The 24,832-nt window shown below is 57.2% G+C and carries 12 protein-coding genes and 1 pseudogene; 8 read left to right on the plus strand and 5 right to left on the minus strand.

What is annotated here, in order from left to right:
* Positions 1–257: 257 nt before the first annotated feature.
* Positions 258–7,496 (plus strand): type I polyketide synthase, encoded by a 7,239-nt coding sequence (locus tag NMG70_RS29305; RefSeq protein WP_254027719.1) that lies wholly within the window; start codon positions 258–260, stop codon positions 7,494–7,496.
* 82 nt (positions 7,497–7,578) lie between these two features.
* Here the strand turns inward: NMG70_RS29305 and NMG70_RS29310 are convergent.
* The 4 genes and pseudogenes from NMG70_RS29310 to NMG70_RS29325 form a co-directional block, all read right to left on the minus strand.
* Positions 7,579–9,209, minus strand: a pseudogene (locus NMG70_RS29310) (ABC transporter ATP-binding protein).
* A 412-nt stretch (positions 9,210–9,621) separates the two neighbouring features.
* The gene (locus NMG70_RS29315; RefSeq protein ID WP_254027704.1) at positions 9,622–10,479 is read right to left on the minus strand and encodes an ABC transporter permease; all 858 of its coding nucleotides are present in this window, start codon (positions 10,477–10,479) and stop codon (positions 9,622–9,624) included.
* Between the two features lie 36 nt (positions 10,480–10,515).
* Positions 10,516–11,472, minus strand: coding sequence for an ABC transporter permease (locus NMG70_RS29320; protein ID WP_254027705.1), 957 nt, complete (start codon positions 11,470–11,472; stop codon positions 10,516–10,518).
* Positions 11,473–11,489: 17 nt separating this feature from the next.
* Positions 11,490–13,079 carry an ABC transporter substrate-binding protein gene (locus NMG70_RS29325; RefSeq protein WP_254027706.1) on the minus strand — a complete coding sequence of 530 codons (1,590 nt, stop codon included), beginning with the start codon at positions 13,077–13,079 and terminating at the stop codon, positions 11,490–11,492.
* Between the two features lie 1,006 nt (positions 13,080–14,085).
* Here NMG70_RS29325 and NMG70_RS29330 point away from each other — a divergent pair.
* The 7 genes from NMG70_RS29330 (at position 14,086) to NMG70_RS29360 (ending at position 23,916) form a co-directional block, all read left to right on the plus strand.
* Positions 14,086–14,703 carry a 4'-phosphopantetheinyl transferase family protein gene (locus tag NMG70_RS29330; RefSeq protein ID WP_254027707.1) on the plus strand — a complete coding sequence of 206 codons (618 nt, stop codon included), beginning with the start codon at positions 14,086–14,088 and terminating at the stop codon, positions 14,701–14,703.
* A gap of 167 nt (positions 14,704–14,870) precedes the next feature.
* Complete coding sequence (locus NMG70_RS29335; RefSeq protein WP_254027708.1) at positions 14,871–15,122, plus strand: hypothetical protein; 252 nt, start codon at positions 14,871–14,873, stop codon at positions 15,120–15,122.
* Positions 15,123–15,405: 283 nt separating this feature from the next.
* Positions 15,406–16,182: an SDR family oxidoreductase gene (locus NMG70_RS29340; protein ID WP_254027709.1), complete on the plus strand. Its 777-nt coding sequence runs from the start codon at positions 15,406–15,408 to the stop codon at positions 16,180–16,182.
* A 78-nt stretch (positions 16,183–16,260) separates the two neighbouring features.
* Complete coding sequence (bcoG, locus tag NMG70_RS29345; protein ID WP_254027710.1) at positions 16,261–17,160, plus strand: 3-dehydrocarnitine:acetyl-CoA trimethylamine transferase BcoG; 900 nt, start codon at positions 16,261–16,263, stop codon at positions 17,158–17,160.
* Between the two features lie 99 nt (positions 17,161–17,259).
* The gene (locus NMG70_RS29350) at positions 17,260–18,747 is read left to right on the plus strand and encodes a carnitine 3-dehydrogenase (RefSeq protein ID WP_254027711.1); all 1,488 of its coding nucleotides are present in this window, start codon (positions 17,260–17,262) and stop codon (positions 18,745–18,747) included.
* Positions 18,748–19,237: 490 nt separating this feature from the next.
* Entirely contained in the window at positions 19,238–22,213 is a 2,976-nt protein-coding gene (locus NMG70_RS29355) for a TrlF family AAA-like ATPase (protein WP_254027712.1), read from the plus strand.
* 920 nt (positions 22,214–23,133) lie between these two features.
* Positions 23,134–23,916, plus strand: coding sequence for a hypothetical protein (locus NMG70_RS29360; RefSeq protein WP_254027713.1), 783 nt, complete (start codon positions 23,134–23,136; stop codon positions 23,914–23,916).
* A gap of 454 nt (positions 23,917–24,370) precedes the next feature.
* On the opposite strand, the gene NMG70_RS29365 is transcribed toward NMG70_RS29360, so the two are convergent.
* A partial coding sequence (locus NMG70_RS29365; protein WP_254027714.1) for a transposase occupies positions 24,371–24,832 on the minus strand: 462 nt, incomplete at its 5' end.

Below are 24,832 nucleotides of genomic sequence, written 5' to 3' on the forward strand. Positions count from 1 at the left end.
GAGCATTGATGTGGGACCGACGTCGACTCCACGAAGAATGCCCCGCTACTTTGTCGAGCGCTGCCACCCACATCAAGCGCCTGACTTCGACGCTGCATACGAATTCGGACGCCTCATGGTCACAGTGATGCGGGAATAAGCCGGCCGACCAAATAGAGAGTATATCAAGGTTAGCCTTCCATGTGAGACGAATGCGTCGAGATGAATAGAAGCGGAGTAGTTAGTAAATGGAACATGTTCTTGGTGAAGCCGAAGCAATGCTTAGTGTCATAAAGAATTCACTTGAGCCGTCATATCGGATAATTTGCTTCCCTCACGGAGGAGGTAGCGTCCAGTCGTTCCGTACTTGGTCGGACTTTTTCCCCGATGAGGTTGAGCTTATTTGTCTGGATCTTCCCGGGCGCGGCAAACGGGCAGCGGAGGCCGCTATCCGCAGCATGGACGTACTAGTACCCATGGTCACTGAGGCGCTCCGGAAGTACAGCGACCGGCCTTTTGTTTTCTTTGGTCATAGTGTAGGTGCCCTCGTATCTTACGAGATCGCCCGCTCCCTGGAGAAGGCCGGTCTGCCATCTCCCTTCCATGTTATCGTGTCGGCTCACCCGTCGGCGGATGTGCCGGCGGATGAACCGCCCATGTATATATACAGGGATGACAAGTTAACCGATGTGGTCCGTAGCCTCGGTTTGGTCCCCAAGGAGGCGCTGGCAAATGAGGAACTGCTACATAACTTCATCTTGCCTCCGATGCGCGCCGACTTCGAACTGGCGGAGACCTACGATCGAAACCTACCAACGCCTCTCCGCGCGGCAATCACCGCAATGGGGGGAGTTCAAGACGAAACGATCAATGCCGATGACCTAGACGAATGGCGTCGGCTTACGACGTCGCGCTTCGCCCGGATTATGTTTGATAGCGATCATTTTTACACCCATTCTATGACGTCGGATGTGGTGTCTACCCTCCTGCGTGAGGTTGGGGAAGTAAAGGCACAACTCCCTCATTCCATTCGAATTGGCGAGGCGCTACCTTATCCCGAACTAACCCTGCATGAACGATTCCGTAAGCAAGCGGCCCTCAATCCGGACGCCCCTGCCGTCGTCTCAGAGACTGGGATATTAACCTACCGTGAGCTCGACGACCAAAGCGAGATTCTATCTAGACACTTACTCAGACATAATCAGAGCCGAGGTTCGCACGTCGGTATCCTAATGGATACGTCACCCGAATACGCTGTCGCGCTGTTCGGTATTCTTAAGACAGGGGCGGCCTACGTCGTTCTTGAGAAAGCTCAGCCCGTTGCGGCGCTAAAGCGGATGCTTAAGAAGGCATCAATTGAAATCGTCGTCACCAACAACCGTTTCGCAGCTAACCTTCCGCCTAACTGGTCAGGTCTTGCGCTGTCGCTCGACAAAGGTTGGGAAGCGCAACTCGGCAAAGCAATTTCGCCAAATCCCCAAACTGTGGATCTCGATGCGCCGGCCCAGATTGTATTTTCGTCCGGCACGACTGGTGAACCGAAAGGGATCGTCTGCCCCCACCGAAGCGCGATATGCTCCTATCAATGGCGCTATCAGGCGCTGCCGTATGCGCCTGATGAGCGCGAGGCGGTTAATATCTTCCTCGTCTGGGAGATAATGCGGCCAATCCTCGCCGGGATGCCAGCCTACCTGATACCAGACGACGTTATTTACGATCCGCACCAACTCGTCGAGTACCTGAAACGAAATCGAATTTCCAGAATATTGCTAACTCCTTCACTGCTCGATGTTATTATCAGCAGCGGCCTCGTCGACTTCCCCTCCCGCCTTCCGGATCTCCGATTGATCTTCCTATCAGGCGAGGTTCTAACATCTGCGTTGCTTGCGCGTGTGAAGGATGCGCTACCGCACATCAAAATTGTCAATCACTACGGCGTAGCGGAGACACATGACGTCACGCATATTGATTTGAGCGAGATCGATCCTGCAACAACACAAAAGGTCGTACCTGTCGGTCCACCTCAGTACAACGTCAGTGTCTATGTCCTCGGAGAGCAGCGCGATCCCGCACCGCTGGGCTTCTTGGGCGAGATCTTCGTCGGCGGCGATGCAGTGGGTCATGGATATCTCAACAGCCCGGAGATGACACGGGAAAGGTTCCTTCCCGACCCGTTTCGCGCTGATGGCACAATGTTCCGCACTGGCGACATCGGCCGCATGCTGCCCGGCGGCCACTTGGAAATTATTGGGCGCTGCGCTTTTATGGTGAAGATCCGAGGTTATAGCGTCGTCCTCGGGTCTGTAGAAGCTGCTTTGCTTCGGTACTCCGCCGTCTGCTCCGCCGCCGTAGTGCCGGAACTCGACCCTACCACCGGCCAGCCTGATCGATTGATCGCCTATGTAGTCTTGCGAAATGGGGCCAACGGCTGGGAGGCCGCTTTGCGGGCGCATTTGAAGTCTGAGCTGCCACACTACGCCGTGCCAGCGGACTTCGTCGCCGTTACCGAATTGCCGATTGCGGGCAATGGGAAACTTGATCGTTCTCGCCTCCGCGAGCTCGCAGAAGAGACGTGCACTCCAGGCACAGGTGCCGAAGAGGTCGAATCGGCACTTCGCGCAGCTTGGCACGACCTCCTTCAGGCTGAGGTTGCTGATCCGGGCGACAATTTTTTCGATTGCGGCGGACACTCCCTTTTGGCCGCCCGCCTCAGCACGCAGCTTCGTGAGAGTCTGAAGGTGGAGCTCCGCGTGGTGGAAGTGTTCCTCAATCCGACTTTCAAAGAGCTCGCGGCTCTTCTCCGCAAGCGTCGGGGCGAGCAGGAGCACCCTCAAAAACGGAAGCTCCCCAGAACACTGCCAACCTCGGCGGCGAGGGCGCACACCACGGCGTTCGACGGGCGGCGCGGTCCCGGGATGGACATTGCGGTGATTGGTATGGCCGCGCGTTTCCCCGGCGCGGATACCGTCAATGCGCTCTGGGAGAACCTCTGCCAAGGCGTCTGCTCGATTGCCGCGCTCTCCGAGCAGGAACTCAAGGCCCGGGGCATTCCGGAGGCTGTGCTGAAGCGCTCCGATTATGTGCGCGTGGGCGCACATCTCAAAGATGTGGACCTTTTCGATCCGGATTTCTGGAAGCTCTCAAGGCGTGATGCAACGCTGATGGACCCGCAGCATCGCCTCTTCCTCGAATGCTGCTGGAAGGCGCTCGAGTCGGCCGGATATTCGCCAACCCAGCATGAGGGCCGGACTGGGGTGTTCGCAGGTTCATTCCTCCCCCTCTATCTAATACACCATTTGAAGGGGGGCGGCCTTACCAATCCCACGAACGCCCCGCTCGCTTTCCTGACGGAGCTCGGCAACGACAAGGACTATCTTGCCTCGCGCGTGTCCTACATGCTGGACCTCAGCGGCCCAAGTATTGCGGTACAAACGTCATGCTCAACTGGACTAGTGGCGATCGCGGTTGCGGCTCAGTCGCTAGCGGGTGGCTATTGCGACATGGCGCTCGCAGGCGCGGCGAGCATCACCTTCCCGCAAGCCGGGTATCAGTACGTCAAGGACTTCATCAATTCTTCGGACGGTGTTTGCCGGACCTTTGATGCCGATGCTAATGGGACAGTGCTTGGGGATGGGGTAGGGGTCGTCGTTCTCAAGCGCCTGGAAGATGCGCTTGCGGCGGGCGACCCGATCCACGCAGTGGTAAAAGGATGTGCCATCAACAACGATGGTCGCGCCAAATCGTCTTTCTCGGCGCCTAGCGCGCGAGGCCAAGCCGCTGTTGTGCGCCAGGCGCTTGCCTCCGCGGCACTCGGCCCTGAAGACGTGGAATACATTGAAACTCATGGCACTGGCACCAAGGTCGGCGACCCGATCGAGGTCCGCGCGCTGGCAGAGGCTTATGGAGGACGACAGGAAAAGGGCAACACCTGTGCGCTCGGGTCAATTAAACCGAACATCGGCCATGCCAACATAGCCGCAGGAGTCGCAAGCTTTATCAAGACAGTTCTCACCCTTCAGCATGGAGTAATCCCCCCGACCATCAACATCAATCGGCTGAACGAAGATCTGGGCCTGGAAGACACCCCCTTCTTCGTCAATGAGCAGCTTAGACCCTGGCCACGTCCGCAAGGAGGACCACGAACTGCCGGAGTCACCGGGCTCGGTATCGGTGGGACCAACTGCCATGTCGTGCTGCAGGAATGGGATCGCGACAGCGCAAGGGCTTGGCCTGGATCGGTCGCGCGAGGATCTCACGCTCTTTGCCTATCTGCAAAGACACCGGCGGCGCTAACCCGGGCCTGCCGGGATCTAGCCGCCTTCCTGCGGCGTCACCGCGAAGTCGATCTCGGTGACGTCGCCCACACGTTACGCGTGGCAAGATGCCAATTCGATCATCGAGCCGTCGTTGTGGCGCGCAACTTGGACATAGCCATCGCGAAGTTAGAAGAAGAGGTGGATCGTGCGGCTGACAGAACCCATTCGAGGCCGTCGATTGGATTCTTGCTGCCCGGTTGCGGAGTGCAGCATCCACGAATGTTCAAGGATCTGTTTGATCACGTACCGACCTTTCGCGATGCTTTTCTGGTTTGTGCGGAAACTAGTCGCAAGGTTCTGGATCGTGACCTGGAGACGGTCATGTTTGGGGACGACGACGTATACGCGACCGCTTCCTTCGAAGAAACCAGTGTAATGACCTTCTCCGTACAATACGCCATGGCGCATTTGCTAGAAACGTTCGGGGTGCGTCCCAATTATCTCTTGGGACACAGCATGAGCGAATACGTCGTGGCCACCCTGGCGGGCATTCTGAAAGTGGAAGATGCCGTTGGGCTCACAGTCGCTCGTAACCGCGCAATGGCGAAGCTTGGTGTCGACGGTGCGATGCTTGCGGCCGGATGCGGCCTCGATGAGGCTGAGCGTATCCTCACTGAAGACGCTTGGCGTGATCGAGCTGAAGCTGGCGAGATAAGCGTTGGGATCGTGAACTCAAATACAAGCGTTGTGTTCACTGGGAAGCGAGAACTTCTCGAAGGGCTTCACGGGAGGCTGGAACAAGAAAGGATTCCAAACCACGTCATTGATACAGCTGGCGTCCCAAGTCATTCTCCCCTGATGAAACCAGCGGCTGATATCGTCGACGCACAGGTCCGCATCCTCGACAAGCGATTGCCAAATGTCGCGATTGCTCTGAATTCAGGATCTCTGCATGGTGCGAATGTGCCATTACCGGAGAGCCACTGGAGTAGGCAAGCAACTGAGATTATCCGTTTCGATCTCGCTCTCGATGCCGTGTTAGCGGCCGGCGTGACTGCACTTGTTGAGCTTGGCCCCTCGCGCAGTCTGGCGCGTTTCGCACTCGGAGCGATCGATCCAGGAGATCGTAAGGTTGGAATTCCCGCGATTGTGCCAGCCGCGTGCGGCGAGAACGACGGAGAGTTCACAGGCCGCCATGTCCTTCTTGAGTGCCTCGGAGCGCTCTGGAACGCGGGTGTTGCTGTGGATTGGAAGCGGGCCAGTGATCAATTGGAACCGTTCGGGACTCGCAAGCGACTTTCCCTCCCAACGTACTCGTTTGACGGTCATCGTTGCTGGCCGGAGGATCAGCCTGTGAGTGCGCCGTCTCCGAGGCAGCTCGGGGAGCGAGAACGGCACGGGCGGACAGTGTTCACCTATGCGCAAAGTTGGATAGAGAAAATGCTTCCCCTCACGGCTTCCGGTGGCGCAAGTAAAAAGGAGCTACGTTGGTTGCTGCTCGCCGATAGGCCGTTTGGTGAGGCGGAGCACGCGGGAGGCGCGCTGGCAAATAGCATAACACGGCAGTTGGAGGATGCGGGTCATGAAGTTGTCCGTGTCTGCCGACAAGCCAAGTCTTCAAATTCGCCCCTGGAAATCGAGGGGTCTACAATTTTTATCGATCCCACCCGAGAGGGGCTGAAGGCCCTCTTCGACGCCGAGATGGTGTCGGAGCGTCCCGTTGACCGCATTCTCTGTCTCTGGCACCTGAGCCGCACCACGGACGCATGCACAGATCCAGGTACGCCCCAGACTCACCTTTTTCAGAGCTATGATGCTATACTTGAATTGGCTCGAGCCCTTTCCACACTGGCGCTCCAGACTCCGCTCGACCTCTGGATCGTTGGGGACCGGAGCGTTCAGGTCGACGAGGAACCTGTAGATTCCGAAAAGGCGTGCGTCTTGGGTCCCACCCGAGTGCTGCCGCAGGAAAACCCCATGGTCGATTGTCGGGTTGTTGATCTGAATATCGATGACCCGAATATAGGCGAACAGCTAGAGGCTGAAATCGGACGTGACGTGCCCGGTCCAGATGCCATCGTCGCGCTCCGCGGAAACCGACGGTGGGTGCCACATTTTTCCCAGGTGAGTCTCGCGTCGCAGGTTTCCGGACGGGAGATCCTGCGGCCTAGTGGCGTCTATCTGATCACAGGAGCTCTCGGGCGGATCGGCCTGTCCTTGACAGAGCATCTCGTAAGCCTCGGGGCGACAGTCGTGGCGATAACCCGCCCTCGCGCGCCCGATGATTTGAGTTCAGGGCACGTGGATGTCGATGAGGATGGCTGGACACGCCGACTGACCGCGCTTCACGATGCAAAGCGTCAGGTGATTCTTCATCAGGCCGTCCTATCCGATTTCGACAGCCTGTCGGACGCGCTCGACACAACGGTTCGCGAATTCGGGCGGATCGACGGGATCTTTCACGCCGCCGGACCCGCCGATGTGGAGTTCCTTTCAGAGATGAAGGACACGATCTCTGCCAGTGAGTTCGCCGCCAAAACTGTGGCGACACGCAACCTTTATGGTGCGATCCAGCGGGTACAGTCCACCCACAGGCAATCACCGGCGTTCGTGTTCCTCTTCTCGTCCCTTGCGTCCATCCTCGGCGGACCGGCGATGGCTGCGCACGCAGCGGCCGACAGCTTCATGGACGCATTTGCACGCCAGGTACAGGGCAAACTCGGTGTCCGGTGGATCAATTCCAAGTGGGATGATTGGGATTACTCCCTCGACGAGCGGGTGACTGCCGCGTACCAGACATGTCAGGCGAAAAATTTGCCACTCAGTTCCGAGGAGGGCATCGATGTCATCAAGCGCATACTGGCGACCGTCGACAACGGCCCGGTTATTGTAGCGACCCGGCCATTGCCTCCTCGCGTGAGTCAATGGGTCGACCAGGTCCGGACAATCACGCCGGAACAGCAGCCGGACCAAGGTAGAAAATCTCCGCCCGGAGAAGTCAGAACAAGCGAGGACGGTACGTTGAGGCACGCCGATCCGAGGAGCCTTTTCCTCGAAGAAGTCAGATCTCTTTTCGGCGCCAAAGAAATAGGATTGGAGGACAACTTCTTTGATGTGGGGGGGGACAGCCTTCTCGCCGCAGAACTTCAAGCCCACTTGAAGAAGAGCGACCTTTGGGGGGCGCCGAAATTGGATGAGATAATCAACGCGGCGACATTCGGCGCTCTCTATAAGCGGATATGCGCAGAACGGTCGCGCTGATCAAGTCTTCACAGGAACCATTCTGGACATCTGGAACGTTAGGGATCACAGTCCCGAAAAGGTTGAGCAGACTTAATCCTGGCTAGTTCCCGACGCTCTCCATCCGTCGGGAACTGATTGCTCCATCTAGCCAGCCGACCTCCATTTCCGGAACCGAAGACAGGAGAAGATCGGTATAGGGATCGAACGGTGGGGCAAGAACTTGACCCTTTGTCCCGTAGCGTACCACTCGCCCGCGATGCATCACCGCGATAGAATCGGCAATCGACTTCACCGTCGCAAGGTCGTGGGTAATGAAGAGATAGGCCACCTCCTCGTCTTTTTGCAGCTGCAGCAACAGCTTCAAGATTCCGTTGGCGACCAAGGGATCAAGGGCCGAAGTCACCTCATCGCAAATCATCAGCTTCGGCTTTGCCGCAAGCGCCCGAGCGATGCAAACACGCTGCTTTTGACCGCCCGACAGTTCTGCCGGATATCGGTCCGCAAAGCTCTTCCCCATCTCGATTTTATCAAGCAGTTCGACCACACGTTGATCACGCTCGGCGCCGCCGATCCCGAAATAGAATTCGATCGGTCGCCCGACGATCGTGGCGACAGTCTGGCGCGGATTCATCGCGACATCCGCCATCTGATTGATCATCTGCAATCGGCGAAGATCCTTCTTCGATCGCTCAGCCAGCCGGCGTGGAAGACCGCTCCCGTCGAACTGGATGCTACCTGCTAGAGGCGGCAGCAATCCAGTAATCACGCGTGCAAGCGTTGATTTGCCAGAGCCCGATTCGCCGACAAATGCGAGCGTTTGTCCAGGCTGAAGCTCCAGGCAAACGTCGTGCAATACCTTGACTGCTCCGTTGCCGTAAGCTGCTGTCACGCCTAATACTGATAGCCCACTGGTGGAGAGTCACAATCCCTCTGCTCGTGAGCAATACGACGCACTGAAACGAGGGCTCGCGTGTATTGCTCGCCGGGATTGTTAATGATTTGCTGCGTCACGCCTCGCTCTATGAGCTTGCCATGCCGTAGCACCGCTATTTCGTTCGCGACCTGCGCGACCACCGCCAAGTCGTGAGTGATATAAAGGGCGGCGACGCCCGTATCGCGGATGGCGTCCCGTATCGCAGCCAATACATCGATTTGCGTGGTGACATCGAGCGCGGTGGTAGGCTCGTCAAAGACAATGAGGTCAGGGCTCGAGCAGAGTGCCATTGCGGTCATAACGCGCTGCAACTGACCCCCCGAAACCTGGTGAGGAAAACGTCTGCCGATGTTCTCCGGGTCAGGAAGGTTAAGCTTTTTGAACAATTCAACGGCTCGTATCTTGGCTTCAGCCCGAGTTCCCGTGCCGTGCAGAAGTGCCGCCTCTATCACTTGGTCCATCAGCCGGTACGCGGGATTGAATGCGGCTGCGGCCGATTGGGCAACATAGCATACTTCGCGGCCCCGGAGCCTGCGCATGCCACTTGCTCCGCCCGTCAGTATGTCACGGTCGTTGAGAACGACCTCACCGCCAGTGATTCTAACGCCACCTCGACCATAGCCCATGCTGGCCAGACCTATGGTCGACTTGCCGGCGCCCGATTCACCAATCAATCCCAAAACCTTGCCGCGTTCCAGAGTTAGTGAAACGTCATGAACGAGGATCATATTCCTTGGGCTCTCGCGCGGTGGGTAGACGGTAGCCTCAATCCGAAGGTTGCGTATATTGAGCAGCATGTCGGGCTTTTCCGGCCAGTTGCCAGGCGCACGCTCGGAGGGCTTCGGGTCATCTCGCCCGTCCAACAATGCGAGTTCTTTCGACATTTGCAGTTTCCGCTCGGTTGATTGCCCGTCGCCGGTCTTTTTCGATTTGGGCGCCGTCGAAGAACCCGTCCATCCAAATAGAATAGGTATGCAGCCACTGCAGTGTACCATTTAGAAGCCGGCTGCTGCGGCACGCACAAGGCGCGCTTACAAAGTCCTAACCACATAGATACGGGCCGTAGCGTCGGCGGAATAACAAACATCTCTTGGATTCGAGATTCGAGAGAGCTACGCACTTTGTGTTTTGCGGAAGTCACCAAACAGTTGGGTCAACATCAGCAACTCTTCCTTCGAGCTTTTTCCGTCTCAAGAACGCGAGGCGACCTCAAGCGTCGTGAAGGCCGCTTGCTGAGTGGAGTAACCAGTCCACAACCAAATTCACTGCCACCGCCAATAGAGCAATCGCTCCGGCTGGCAGAAGAGGGGTGATGTCACCATAGGAAATCAATGTCGCGGAATCACGGACCATCGAACCCCAATCGGCTGTAGGCGGCTGGATCCCCAGACCAAGAAACGACAAAGCGCTGATCAGCAGGAACACGAAGCAAAACCGAAGGCCGAACTCAGCTACCAACGTAGGGGCTATGTTGGGCAATATCTCGCGTGTCATGATCCACGTGGCTCCTTCGCCGCGGAGCCTTGCTGCCTCGACATAGTCCAAAACCGCGACGTTGATTGCGACGGCCCGGCTCAGCCGAAACACACGCGTAGAGTCCAGGAGAGCAATGACGACCACCAATGCGGAGACCGAAGTGCCGAAGATTGAGAGCAGCAGCAGCGCAAAGATAAGCTGCGGTATGGACATCAGAACATCCACGAGGCGTGCCAGTATTTGGTCGAGCCATCCGGCAAAGGTGGCAGCAGCCAAGCCGGCGAAGGCGCCAATGGAAAAGGCGAGACAGGTCGTCAGCAACGCGATGCCGATTGTGTTTCGAGCTCCGAACGCAAGTCGTGTTAACATGTCACGCCCAAGATTGTCGGTGCCGAGCCAAAATTTGGAACTCCATGGTTCGAATTGCGTACCGACAATTTCGGCTTCACCGTAAGGAGTCAGATGCGGGGCCAACAGGGCAGCCAGCACGTACGCCGCGATGACCACCATCCCGAATTTTGCGCTTACCGGCGCCGAGACAAACCTCCTGCCTCCCACAACGAGAATTGATCGCACGTCAATGACCGTCATTTGTTTCGCTCATCGGTTATTCACGGCTATCGCACATCATTTTGGATGCATAAGGCGCGGGTTGGTTACGATAGACAAGACGTCGGCCGTGAGATTGAGCAGGACGTAAGTCGCCGCGAAGATCAGACTGCAGGCCTGCACGACAGGAATGTCTCTTTTCTGTACCGAATCCACGATGAGTTGCCCGAGGCCTGGGTAGACGAAGACGACCTCCACGATTACTACCCCCGTGATCAGATATGCCAAGTTCAATACAACAACGGTGACGATCGGCGCCCAAGCGTTCGGCAACGCATGCCGAACAAGCACGCGCCATTCTGGCAAGCCCTTAAGCCGCGCTGTCTCAATGTATTGATTTGCAAGAAGGTTGATGATCGATGTCCTGGTCATCCTCGTCATATGGGCCAAGACCGCTAGCGTAAGCGTAAGTGCGGGAAGGGCGACTGCATTCAGACGGCCGGCAAGACCGGCTGTTGAATCGACGTCAGCGAGGCTCGGGAAAATACCAGCTTTCGCTGATAGGACCATGATGAGGATGTAAGCGATGAAAAATTCCGGAAGTGAAATTGAGCTGAGTGTAAAAACATTGATCAGACGATCGAAGAATGTGTTGCGATAGAGCGCACTAAGTAATCCACCCAGCAACGCTGAGGGGACGGCCATTATCGCGGCCGTCAACGCCAGGAACAGTGTATTGAACAACCTTGGTCGAATGAGTTCGCCGATATCTCGGCCGTTGGATAGCGCTGTTCCCAAATCTCCTCGGAGCACGTCAGCGAGCCAATAGGCGTACCGAAGATGCACGGGCAGATCAAGGCCGAGGCTTTTCCGGAAGGCGGCGATTGTCTCTGCAGTTGCCGACTGCCCAAGCATTTCGGTAGCAATGTCACCTGGTAGAAACTGCACTCCGGCGAATATGATTACGGAAACAATCCATAAGGTCAGCATGCCCAAGGCGACGCGCTGACCGATGATCTTCGCTATTGGAGCCATTTCAATGCTGCGTCACATCATGCATCGGCGAACCACCAGCGCTCTGCGCAACGGAAACCGTCCAGATCCCAGTTCGAGGCGAGCTTTGTGTGAGCGATTTTCCTCGATAGAGCACTGACGTTGTTCGCAAAAACCGGTATAACTTCGCCGCCGTCGTCTCTGCATATACTCTGCATTTCTGCATACATCTCCGAACGCTTCGCGTCATCAAGTTCAGACCGGGCAGCCACCAAAAGTTCGTTGAAACGAGCGTTCTTCCAATGCCCTTGGTTCCATGCGGCATCAGCGGCATAACCCTGGGAGAACATCCAGTCCGCGGTGGGCCGGCCGAGCCAGTAGCTCATATAAAAAGGTTTCTTCAACCAAACAGTGTCCCAATAGCCATCATTCGGCTCGCGGACTACATCAATGCTAACGCCGGCTTTGGCTGCATCTTGCTGGTAAATCGCGGCGGCGTCGACTGCCCCTGGAAAAGCTGCATCTGCAGTAGATAAGCTGATCTTCAGATCCGAAAGGCCAGCCTTCTTGAGGTGGAATCGAGCCTTCTCCGGATCGAATTCGCGTTGTGGCAGATTCTTGGCGAAAAAGCGATTTGTGGACCCGATTGGGTGATCGTTGCCAAGTTTCCCGTGTCCGTGCAGCAAGGTATCTAGCAACTGCTGCCGGTTGATCGCATGTTTGACCGCCAGTCGAACATCGGCGTTGTCGAACGGGGCGGCCTTACAATCCATGGCCGTGCAGTAGAATTGAGTTCCGGCGATCGATACAATCTCCAGATCTTTGTTCCTCTCCAGTAGATGGATCGTCTTCAGGTCGCATCGTTCCATCGCGTGGATCTGGCCTGTTGCCAGCGCATTTGTGCGCGCTGTGACATCATGTATGGCAAGAGCCTCGAACGAATCAAACCAGGCCGCATCGGATTTCCAATAATTAGCGAAACGTTTGCCGGTGCCTTTGACGCCGTAGTCAATGTTGTCTAGCACATAACCTCCAGCTCCAACTCCGGAGACGTCTGCCTTTCCGTCCTTCGATGGTACGATTGCCAAGTGGAAATCTTCAAGAAGGTACGGAAAATCTGCGTTGCCGTCTTTCAAGACAAAGACCACTGTCCCAGGACCGTCCGCACGGACTTCGTCGACCGGATCCACGATGGGCTTCGCGCCTGATTTGGATTGCTCCTCGCGATGGTGGTTAATCGAGGCGAGGACATCCTTGGCATCTAAGCTTTTGCCATTGTGGAACTCGACGCCTTTCCGCAGCTTGAAGATCCACGTCTTGGCGTCTTTCGATACGTCCCAAGATTCTGCGATTTCGCCGTTAACCTTCCCGTCGGCGTCTATTCCTGTGAGATAACCGTGCAGGGTTTTGCCAAATAGTTCTGTGAATGAGTTAGTGTAAGTTCCTGGATCAAGGGAGTCGGACGTGGCGCCGGCCGCGACCCCGAGCTTGAAATGCCCTCCCCTCTTGGGAGCGGATTCTTGAGCGACGACGGAAAGTGTCGCGCCTGATGAAGTGATCGCCAGCGCCCCAACCGCGGCCGCGGATTTGAGGACGCTCCTTCGGCTTACGGTCAAAGCTGGTTTCGAATGTTCACCCCATTTGCTCATTGCAGTTCTCCTCTCTTGGCCTAGGTTATGACCTCGTTGGCTGAAAGCACGGCAAGACGTGGTACGGGGGCGGCAAGTTTGTACTAATCGAGCAGCCAAATGCCTTGTTGCGATCTGCAGGCGACCCGTAGCGACTGGCACAGCAACTTCGCACTCTGAACTTAGCAAATCGCACTCTGGACGCTGCTACCTGAGCTTTGGATACCACAGGCAACAGGCTCGGAATTGTGAAAAAATGTAATCCAGCGAATGATTTAATTTCTCTTTGGAGTGGCCGCACGCCCAAGAGCAGCTTGCTTTTACGAGTTGGCGGCAGCCCGTGCCGCACCGATTTGCCAGCGAAGCCCTCGAGAATGGCCGAATTCCACAAGATCGAGGACGCTATTCGCGGCCGAACTGCTGCCGCGCGCTGCGGTTGCCGGCGAGTTTGCCGTCTCTGACTGGTCAGGCCCCCGGACGAGCCCTGAGCCGCATCTTCGCTCGTCATCTGCGCCATATTCCCAATGGGCCCAGGGCCACCTTTCGACCATGGATCGCGTACGGCGCTAGCGCAGGGCGGCACAGTCACCGATTGGACAAATCTCTGTATTCTGCGCGGCGAGGTCGCCTGCCAGACGGAACGCTGCCGCGCTGCTGCCGTGCGCAAAGGGGGCAAAGCTCAGTCCGTACCCTTGTGATTCTAAGTACGCTAAGCTGCAGCAACCATTTGACGGGAAGCCGACGCAGTGTGCGCCGCAGCGGAAATCGGCAGCCGTGCGCTGCAGTGCCTGCGGACCACCGGAGCCGGCGTTAGAACGGTCTCTAGCAGAGGGCTTGTTCGGCAAGTTTTCTGCTGTCTGCGAGCCGCGCCAGCCTTCGCCTCGTCAAAGCAAAAGCACGCGCTTAGTCCACGGCCGGCCAACTCGCGTTTGGTATCGAGTGTCCAAGAAGCATCCTCCGTTCTATGGACCTTGTTGTCGAGCTCAGCCACTAGCTACATTGCGCGAGACCTCAAGGAGACAAATAAATGGACATTATAAGGTTTGATCAACAGAACATCCTCGTCGGAATTCGTTCGATAGAACGCGTCGACGAGGCCGCCTTGTTCGCTTCCGAAATTGCTGCGCTGGGACGCGCTGTTGCCAAAAATCGTCGCCAAAGCGGCGCGGCAAGAATTGTCGCCCGGACACTCCTCGCTAAACTAGGATTTCCACCGATGCCCATCTTAAAGACGCAATCTGGTGCTCCGACTTGGCCAGTCGGCATTGTTGGCTCTTTGGCACACCACAATACAGTAGCAGCCGCCGCTATTGCAGAGAAGAAACTCATCGCAGCGCTGGGTGTCGACATCGAACCTGACGAACCGCTTCCCAACGACCTAATTGACTTGGTTGCAACTTCTAGAGAGCAAACCGTGTACGACTTACCTCTGCTCCAGCGGCGAGACCTGTTCGTCCTTAAGGAGGCCGTCTATAAGGCGTGTTTCCCCCTATGTAACCAAACCATTGATTTTCAGGACGTTGAAATTGACCTCAGATCTAACATAGCATACGTGCCAAAGGCAAAATGCGCTTTTTCCATTGAGCTCTACAAGTCTAAAAGCGTAATTGGCCTAGCCTATATATTAGGGGCTGGCCAAGAATAGGGTGCCGTCAACCTAGCTAATCCTGTACTGCAAGACGGAAAAGCTACATGTTCCCACCAGATAGCCGGGAATACCACTTTCAGGTTGCTGGCTCCTAATTCGCCGTAGCTGGGAAAACTGAGGAGATTCGCCGAAGTGGCCTCCACGTGGCCTGCTTGAAAGTGGAGATGGCTGGGACATTGAATTTTGCGTCTCAGATAGGAAAGCGTCTGGAGGCTATGCCAAAAATTATTGACGTTGAACTGGCCCGCCTTCGTATCGTTAAAGCAGCGGGCAAGGCGATCGCGGGGAAGAGCATTTCCGCAGTTACGATGATTGATATCGCCAACGCGGCCGGCGTTTCAGCCGAATCCGAGCCGGCCGGATTCCGGGCAGCGCTCTGCGCACTCGATGAAGTCAGTTGTGATTCCATCCTCTAGTCGTTGATTGGACATTCGTCCAATTGATTCCGGAATAAAGTCATTTGGCAGTTTACATTTTTGCGAACTCCCGCCGCAATTGATTGTGCTATCGAAGCATCCATTGCGGCCCCACCTGGGGGAGGCTTAGCGATTGCCGCAATATATAAAGTTCATTTTATGTCAGGGGTGACTGCCTGCGGTGGATCAACCGTCGCTAGGGAGGCTTGGCGAGATAAGTCGTTATTTTCGCAACGATTGCTCACTAAAGAGTAGGTTCGCGAATATGAAGGGATAGGGCTACATGGATCTTCGATTAGAGAATAAGCGTGTTCTGATTACAGCGGGTGCTGCCGGTATTGGAAGGGCGGTAGCAGAACGCTTTGCTGCTGAGGGAGCAAAAGTGCTCGTCTGCGATGTCGACCCCGAGGCGATTCAGAGTGTTCAGCCAAGCACAGGCATGTTTGCGGTCGCCGCTGACGTTTCGAAGTCCGAAGCTGTGGCTAAGCTTTTTGAGGAGGTTGGTAGCCGCCTGGGCGGTTTGGATATCCTCGTCAACAACGCCGGCACCTCAGGTCCATCAAAGCCGGTGGAAGCTGTGAGTGACGACGAATGGAGAGCCACGCTCGCTGTAAATCTGGACGGCGCCTTTTATTGTGCGCGATCTGCGGTGCCGCTCATTAAGGCGGCGGGAGGCGGATCCGTCGTCAACATGTCTTCAACGGCCGGGTTCCTGCCTTTTTCACTTCGGTCTCCTTACTGTACCGCTAAATATGGCGTCATCGGCCTTACAGATGTCATGGCAATGGAGTTGGGCCAGCACAACATCAACGTGAATGCGATTTGCCCTGGTGCCGTTGATACGCCCAGATTGGAGCGGGTGCAGCAAATGGCCTCGCGATCACGTGGTGTGCCAATTGAGCAAATCAGGCAGGCAGAGCTCAAAATGTACTCGATGAGAAGGCTGGTGAGTGTCCAAGAAATCGCCAGTATGATTCTTTACCTCTGCAGCCCTCATGGCCGAATTATTTCCGGACAGTCTATCGCGATCGACGGCCAGACAATATCAACTGAATACTAGAAGCACAGCGCAGCAGCTTGGGCGTTACGACCGCATGCTGACCATCGTCGATGTCATGATCAAAGCAAAGGAAGCGTCATGGGCCTTTCTATGAATCGCGAAGTGTTCATCACTTGTGCCGTAACCGGCGTGGGGGATACTGCATCGACATCTCCCCACGTACCCCGTTCACCAAAAGAAATCGCAGCAGCTGCCGTTGAAGCTGCAAAGGCGGGAGCTGCAGTCGCTCACATCCATGTTCGCGATCCGGAGACCGGGGCGCCTTCTCGCAGAAATGAATTATACAAAGAAGTGACGGACCGGATACGACAATCGGATACGGACGTCGTACTGAATATCACCGCAGGGATGGGAGGGGATCTCGTATTTGGCAGTGTCGAACAGCCATTTCCACTTGCTCCCACCACTGACCTTGTCGGTGCCTCTGAAAGGTTCAGCCCTATTGTCGAGTGCAGGCCCGAGATTTGCACGCTTGATTGCGGCACAATGAATTTCAATCTCGGCGATTATATAATGACCAACACGCCTGCGACACTTCGCGCGCTGTCCAAAATGATGACCGATTTTGGCGTTCGTCCAGAGATCGAGGTCTTCGACACCGGGCATCTCTGGTTCGCTAAGCAGCTCGTTAAGGAGGGGCTTATCGAGGACCCTGTCCTGGTTCAGCTCTGCATGGGAATCCCGTGGGGTGCCCCTAATGACCTCAACACTTTTATGGCGATGGTGAACAGCATCCCTCCGGATTGGACGTTTTCCGCCTTTGCTATTGGGCGCGACGCGATGGCATATCCGGCGGCGGCCGTGCTCGCAGGTGGCAACGTGCGCGTTGGCCTTGAAGACAATCTGTACGTTGCCAAGGGTCAGTTTGCAACGAACGGCCGGTTAGTCGAGAAGGCCGTCAATCTCGTCGAAAGCATGGGCGGCAGGGTCATCGGTCCTGAGGAAGTTCGTCGGAAACTTAAACTGACCAAGCGATAAAGTGGCATGCTTCCTGCAGGACAGCAGGTGATCGCGCCCAGCTTCCTCGGACTACTCGCCCTGATGCAATGAAGAGGCAATTCGGAAGGTAAATCATAAATGGCTAGAATCAGTAAGGCGGCTTGTATCGGGGGTGGCGTTATAGGCGGAGCTTGGGCCGCTCGATTCGTACTTGCCGGCATCGATACGAAAATTTTCGATCCCCATCCTGAAGCTCAGCGGCTCATTTCCGAAGTCATGGCGAATGCCGAGCGCGCGTATAAGATGCTCACGCGCGCGCCCCTTCCCGTCAAAGGCACTTTAAACTTCAGCGAGTCGCTCGAGGAGGCCGTGCGAGGCGCAGAGTGGATTCAGGAGAGTGTGCCTGAGAGGCTTGATCTCAAGCGCAGCGTGCTCGCCCAGATCGACATTGCGGCCGATCCTAAGGCACTAATTGGGTCTTCGACTTCGGGCTTAATTCCGACTGACCTCCAGCGCGACATGAAGCATCCAGAGCGCATGTTCGTCGCTCATCCCTACAACCCTGTGTATTTACTCCCGCTGGTCGAACTCGTTGGTGGCGAGAAAACAGCCAGAGCAGTGCTCGAAGACGCCAAGGCCAAGCTCGCGACGGTCGGCATGACGGGGTTGATCATAAACAAGGAGATTGATGCCTTCGTAGGCGACCGCCTTCTGGAAGCCTTCTGGCGTGAAGCGCTCTGGCTGATCAAAGACGACATCTGCGATACCGAAACTCTTGATAATGTGATCCGTTACTCGTTCGGTCTTCGCTGGGCACAGATGGGCCTCTTCGAGACGTATCGCATCGCTGGTGGCGAAGCCGGCATGCGTGATTTTCTTTCCAAGTATGGACCCAGCCTTTCTTGGCCATGGACTAAGTTGACCGATGTGGTCGACTTTGACGATGCCCTTGTTGAAAAGATCGCCGTCCAGTCTGACGCCCAGTCGGGGCAGCGTGGCATTCGAGAGCTCGAGCGCATCCGCGACCAGAACCTCGTCGGAATCATGCAGGCGCTAAAGGCTGGTGATGAGGGGCGGGGCTGGGGGGCTGGCAGGCTGCTGTCTGACTACGAGGCCCATCTCTGGAAGACCGCGCCAAAACCTCAGGCCAATCCAGCTAAGGAGCCACTGAAGCTTCTCGAACTGAGAGTTCCTTCTGCTTGGATCGACTATAATGGCCATATGACCGAATACCGATACACCCAGTGCTTCGCCGATGCTTCCGACGCGCTCCTTCAAATGGTTGGCGTCGACGCCGACTATGTGAAGGCCGGCCACAGCTACTACACTGTGGAGAGCCATGTTCGGCTCCTTGCTGAGGCAAAGCTTGGGGACGCACTTTATGTCAAGGCACAACTCCTGCCCTCAGACGGGAAAAAGATCCATTCCTTCATGGGATTGTATCGAGCTTCCGACGACACCCTGTTGTCAACCTGCGAGCATCTAATGCTCCACGTTTCGTCGAAGGAGAGTCGCTCCGTCCCCCCACTGCCAGCAGTCATGATGAAGCTTAAGCCCCTCATCGAGGCTCATGCGGTTCTCCCAGCACCCGACGCGGTGGGACGGTCGGTCGGGCAAAGGAAGTGATTACACCCATAGTGCGGCGAAACGTATGGCTCGTCTTCGCCGCTTCGGCGGCAGAGACAAGGTCCATGGGTCCGAACGACGCTTGCGATCAACTATTACGAAACGAACGGTGACCCAGTGAAAAGAGGGAAAGTCGCCATCTCCCCTGGCGGAATGCGGTCGGATGCGCGATGAGTGACGCCAACTCTGCGCCGTTGAGGAATCGCGGGGGCCGAGGGGTTAGATCTTTAGGCTACGAAGTTCGTCGCCTCACGATCTTTTGAGACTACGATCTACGGTTGGCTGCGTTTGGTCATCGACTGCAAAAGAGCGTCGATGGCCGAGTTAGTCGTGTTTCGAAGCGGTGAAATAGATGATGAATTTGAGCGCCTTGCGAGAGGACTCTTGGTGACCGGTCTAGAGCGTTTCACGTTTTCAAATCTGGAAACGCTCTAGGGGATCGTGACGACGTGTTTGTAGCAAAGGTAAGCAGGGCATGAAAGGGTGCGCCTTGACCAATCGCGGTTCGGAATGGCACCGATGGGAGCCGCATATTCATGCACCTGGCACTATCCTCAACAATCAGTTCGGTGCCTCTGACGCTTGGGGAACCTACATCACGGCCCTCGAAGCCCTGACCCCCAAGATCGAAGCTATCGCTGTCACCGAGTACTACGGCACCGATACCTACGAGGAATTCCTCAAACACAAAGCTGCTGGCCGATTTCCCGGTGTGAAGCTGATCTTCCCGAACATCGAGTTGCGCCTGGACGCCGCGGCAAAGTCCGGCTTCGTGAACATCCATCTCTTGGTCAGCCCAGAAGATCCTCACCACGTCGATGAGGTCAAGCGCATCCTCAAGCGCCTGCAATTCGGCGCTCATAACGACCGCTACGACTGCACACGCGAAGAGCTGATCAAGCTCGGAAAGCGCGCCGACCCAACGATCATTGATGACGGCGCGGCGCTTCGGCACGGGGCGACGCAGGTCAAGGTCAATTTCGGCCAGCTGCGCAACGTCATCCACGAAAGCGAATGGGCGAAGAAGAACATTCTGATCGCCGTCGCCGGCGCCGCCGGCGACGGCACGTCGGGTCTTCGGCAGGCTGCCGACGCCACCGTGCGGCAGGAAATCGAGAAGTTCGCCCATATTATCTTCTCGAGCAGCCCGGCGCAGCGGGAGTTCTGGCTCGGCCAGCGGGGCGTGCCCGTTGAACAATTGCGTGAGCGATACGACGGCTGCAAGCCCTGTCTCCACGGGAGCGACTCCCACGACCAGATATCTGTGGGGCAGCCCGTCGATAATCGCTTCTCATGGATCAAGGGCGGCCTAGAGTTCGATGCTCTCCGCCAAGCCTGCATCGACCCGGAAGGTCGCGCCTACGTCGGCGAGCAACCGCCTCGGTCGGCAATGCCGTCGCAGGTCATCTCGGACGTAATAATCGATGACGCGGACTGGGCAACCACGCCTTCGATCCCGCTCAACCCCGGCCTTGTAGCCATCATCGGGGCGCGGGGTTCGGGCAAGACGGCCTTGGCAGACGTCATTGCGGCAGGTTGCGATGCAATCTCTTCCTCCGGTTGGGATGCAGACGAGAATATCAGCCCTTCCTTCCTGGCGCGGGCCCGCAGGCTGATCGGCAACGCGACGACGACGCTCACCTGGGGCGGCGGCTCGACAGTCACGCGCTCCCTCGACGGCAGCGACGCCAACGGCCACATGTCCTTTCCTCGCGCCCGCTATCTCTCCCAGCAGTTCGTCGAAGAGCTCTGCTCGGCTAAGGGTGTTTCCGATGGTCTCGTGGACGAGATCGAGCGCGTGATTTTCGAGTCGCATTCGCAAGAAGATCGTGATTGGGCAACCGACTTCGCCGAGCTGCGCGACCAGCAGACTGCACGGTTCCAGCAAGCACGCGAGCGCGAAGCCGGCGCGATCTCGGACGTCTCCGACCGCATCGCCAGCGAGTTCGAGAAGGAAAGCCTCGTTGCCACGCTGACCACGCAGGCCGCGCAGAAGAGGAAAATGATCGCGGACTACACAACCGACCGCGCCAAACTCGTTGTTAAAGGAACTGAAGCGCAGGTGGCACGCCACACCCAGCTCAGCGGCGTGGCTCAGAATCTTCGAAACAAGATCCAAGCTTTTGGAAATCAGCGCCGCACCTTCGTCGCCCTGCAGGACGAGGCTCGGAGCATGCGTGCCACTGGCGCGCCGGAAATGCTCCGTCAAGCCCAGGCGCGGCACGCCAATAGCGGCCTGGACGCCAAGCAGTGGGACGACTTCCTGCTGATCTACAAAGGCGACGTCGACAAAAGCTTGACGGCTTACATCGCGTGGGCGGATGGCGAGGTTCGGAAGCTCAACGGCGTTCCGCCGCCGCTTGGCGATCCAAACGTCGCGCTGGTTGCGGACAATGCTGATCTATCGGCACTTCCGCTCGCCCCGATCGTCGCTGAGATGACGCGCCTAGGGACTCTTTTCAGCGCTGACAAGCTGGTGCGGGACCAATACACGGCGCTGACCGGCCGTATCGCGCAAGAGAATTCTGCGCTTCAGACCCTCGAAACCCGGCTTACCGATGCGCAAGGGGCGGCAGGGCGCCGGAAGGAGCTTCAAACTGAGCGCGATGACACATATGGGCGAGTCTTCGAGGCGATCATCAGCGAACAGAACGCGCTGGCCGGCCTCTACGCGCCGCTAATGGCGCGGCTTGCAGCGTCATCAGGCACGCTCAAAAAGCTTAGCTTCTCGGTCCGCAGGATCGCTGATGTAGAAGCATGGGGCTCGGTTGCGGAGGAAGAGCTCCTCGACAGACGCAAGGCCGGCCCCTTCTACGGCCGTCGCTCATTGATCACTGCTGCAACGGAGGCGCTCAAGCCCGCGTGGGAGACTGGCTCGGCGGCGGAGGTTCAGGCTGCGATGACAGCCTTCATTGGAAAATACACCAATGACCTTCTGTCCCACGCGCCTTATGCGCCCACGCAACAAGCCGAGTTCCGCGCCTGGTCGAAGCAATTCGCGCATTGGCTTTTCGGGACCGACCACATCATCGTTCGGTACGAGATCTCCTATGACGGCGTCGACATCCGGAAGCTCTCGCCCGGTACGCGGGGCATCGTCCTCTTGCTGCTCTACCTCGCTCTCGACGATTCGGACGATCGTCCGTTGATCATCGACCAGCCGGAGGAAAATCTTGACCCGAAGTCGGTGTTCGATGAGCTGGTCGCGCTGTTTATCACGGCCAAGTCCAAACGTCAGGTCATTATTGTTACGCACAACGCCAATCTCGTCATCAACACCGACGCCGATCAGATCATCGTAGCCGAAGCGGGCCCGCATCCGTCAGGCGGTTTACCGCCGATCAGCTATGTGGCCGGTGGGCTCGAAAACGCCCCAATCCGCAAAGCCGTGTGTGACATCCTCGAGGGTGGCGAGGCCGCCTTCCGCGAGCGCGCACGGAGGCTTCGTGTTCGTCTTGATCGCTGAGAAGGTTAAGAAATTAGCTTTTTGTATTAAGGAGCGCATCAAGAGAACTAGTTTCAAGCCGGGAGACGTTCTATTCACGGCTCGCCCGGGAAGGTCAGCAAGTTGGTCCGCCTCACGAGACATCGCGTAGTGTCTCACGTTAGGGTCTTCATCGGCTCTACGGCGGATGGTGTTCCGGTGGCCAGGACGCCGAGACCACCCCAGATGTGCCATCCTTGCGCATCTGCGGGGACTGCATCGAAAACCGACGAGGCAATGTGCTAGCACCGTCTTTGCCCGGACTAAATGGAACCTACGATCATGCGTCAGCGTTCTGGACCCCGCACAATTGGTTCGAATCGAAGCCGTGCATCGTGGCTACCTTTTCCAGCACCTGTACGCAGTTCAATGCTTCTTTTCGGCCGCAACTTTGAGAGCGCAGGCAGTTTCGGTCGAGAGCGACGAAGATGTCGAAATTCAGCTCGACGGCACCCGCATTTATGTCTAGGTGAAGCATCGCAAAGACGCCCTGTCCAAAGAGGCTTGCGAACGGGCAGGATCCGGCTGGCCGGTTCGGCCGCCGGCCAGTCGATGGTTACGTCCGCGGGCCAATCCCTTGCAGCAATTCTTTCCAACAAAAGCCCGTTCGGCTCCGCATTGCTGACGATGACGAATCGCGCAGCACCGTCCCGCGCTGCTGCGGCATGAGAGGCACGCAATCCTGCAAATCGCGTCATGGCGCCCGCAATATCACCCCTGATGGAAGCAGTCCAGGCAACTTGTGGCGTGGCAGAGACCTTGCCGTTTGCAACCCTGGCGCCTGACACACTTGTCTGGAAGCTGGCAGGCGTCGTCACGATGGCGGCGACGGGCGAAAATCCGACGCTCGACCATGTCTTTGCTGCAAAGGACCTTCCGGCCCTTTTTGAGCAGTGCTGCAATTGCAGGATCTGCCGGTGCCTCCGGTCCCCTATCGGATACAGCAGGATGAGCCGGTTCTTTCGACGGGCGAGCGCGTCCGTCTGATCGTTGACTATTCGGGAGCAGGCAAAACGTCATGGCTGGCGCAATCCGCTCAGGATGCTCCGAATCCTCTGGTCTACCTCGACGTCGCCGACATGCCAGGTACGGCTCTTGCCAATGCCGTCGCGAGAGAGCTCGCTGGTCGAGTGCTCGGAGGCGGGCAGGACCTTGGGAAGATCTTTCTTCCTGGGGCTTCTGGCCGCAAAATCCTGCAGCTCCTCTCTCGCCGCATGAATGAACGCGGAGAGGTCGTGACGGTCGCCCTGGACAATGTCCACAAACTGGCCGCTGAAGACCTGATCGGTGTGATTCAGGTGGCCAAGGATATCCGTTTCGTGCTTCTCGGCCGGCCGGAGGGTGAAGTCGCTGCGATTGAAGCCAATCTCGGCGTTGCGTGCGAAAACCTCTCGGGGTGGGCACCTGATACGGTTGCTGCTGGCGCGCATGATACCGGGTGTCAGGCCGATGCTGCGGATTGTCAGCGCTTGATCGACATAACGGGCGGCCTCCCGCTTTTCGTCATGAACGCGCTCTCTATGGCAGGATCCGACTACGCGGGTTCGGTGAAGCGCCTGTGTGCAAACTTGGCGCGCTCGGCCCACACCAGAGACATGGTGCGCGTGAGGAAGCTGGCTCATATGTCGGCGCCGCGGGAGGGCCAGAACGTCCGATCTTTTTGCAATCCCTTCGCCATCTCCTGAGCCAAGGTCTGTTGCAGGCCTTCGCCGGCGACAAGATCAAGCTGCATGATGCGGCCCGAGTTGTCGGCAAGGGGCGGCTCACTCTAATGGTTCGTAGGCGATGAGGGCGCGTCAGGAGGCATTGAGACAAGTGATCCAGGAAAGCCTTCCGGCGAACTGGAGCCCGGCGAAGCTCTCCTGGTTCTTGCGGCTCACGGGTGAGGTTGGTCGGCTTGATATGCTTGTCGAGATGGCGACGGAAGAACTGTTTCATGAGATGGGCGTCTGGCCCGAGGTTGAAGCCTATCTCGAGCAATGCGCACAGGACGAAACCGTCCCTACGAACCAGCGTATTAAGGCTCTTGATGGCTTGGCCTTTGCGGACATGAAAGCCGACTCAGATCGGGCGGCCATTTGGCTCGATCAGATGGACGCGCGGGACTGTCAGGAATTCTGTGCGCGAGGCCCGCTTTCGTCATTGGCTGACGAACCTCTCGCCGAAGACGACGGCGAACTGGGTCTTGGCCTCGAACCATTCGCGCGGCGGTCGTTTCCATTCCTCGGCTGCATGGTTCAGCGCCAGATATAGCAGCTTCATGGCCGCATCGTCACTCGGGAAGTGTCCCCGGGTGCGGACGGCGCGGCGCAGTTTCGAGTTCAGCGCCTCGATCGCGTTCGTGGTGTAGATGATCCGGCGCACGCTTTCGGGGAAGGCGAAGAATGGGACGACGTGCTGCCAGTTGCGCCGCCAGCTTTGCGTGATCGCCGGATATCGCTGCCCCCAGTAGCTGGTTTCGAAGTCCTCAAGGGCCTTCATGCCGGCTTCGGCGTCCTTGGCTCGGTAGATCGCGCGCAGCGCCGGCACCACGGACTTGCGGTCCTTCCAGGACACGAACTCCAAGGAATGACGGATCAGGTGCACGATGCAGGTCTGGAC

This window comes from Mesorhizobium ventifaucium, from assembly GCF_935822925.1.
GTDB lineage: Bacteria > Pseudomonadota > Alphaproteobacteria > Rhizobiales > Rhizobiaceae > Mesorhizobium > Mesorhizobium ventifaucium.

What these genes read in the sequence shown, in the direction of transcription:
- NMG70_RS29305 (WP_254027719.1), top strand. Translation starts at nt 258, where the DNA reads ATGCTTAGTGTCATAAAGAATTCACTTGAGCCGTCATATCGGATAATT.
- NMG70_RS29315 (WP_254027704.1), bottom strand. Translation starts at nt 10,479, where the DNA reads ATGACGGTCATTGACGTGCGATCAATTCTCGTTGTGGGAGGCAGGAGG.
- NMG70_RS29320 (WP_254027705.1), bottom strand. Translation starts at nt 11,472, where the DNA reads ATGGCTCCAATAGCGAAGATCATCGGTCAGCGCGTCGCCTTGGGCATG.
- NMG70_RS29325 (WP_254027706.1), bottom strand. Translation starts at nt 13,079, where the DNA reads ATGAGCAAATGGGGTGAACATTCGAAACCAGCTTTGACCGTAAGCCGA.
- NMG70_RS29330 (WP_254027707.1), top strand. Translation starts at nt 14,086, where the DNA reads ATGGACATTATAAGGTTTGATCAACAGAACATCCTCGTCGGAATTCGT.
- NMG70_RS29335 (WP_254027708.1), top strand. Translation starts at nt 14,871, where the DNA reads ATGGCTGGGACATTGAATTTTGCGTCTCAGATAGGAAAGCGTCTGGAG.
- NMG70_RS29340 (WP_254027709.1), top strand. Translation starts at nt 15,406, where the DNA reads ATGGATCTTCGATTAGAGAATAAGCGTGTTCTGATTACAGCGGGTGCT.
- bcoG (WP_254027710.1), top strand. Translation starts at nt 16,261, where the DNA reads ATGGGCCTTTCTATGAATCGCGAAGTGTTCATCACTTGTGCCGTAACC.
- NMG70_RS29350 (WP_254027711.1), top strand. Translation starts at nt 17,260, where the DNA reads ATGGCTAGAATCAGTAAGGCGGCTTGTATCGGGGGTGGCGTTATAGGC.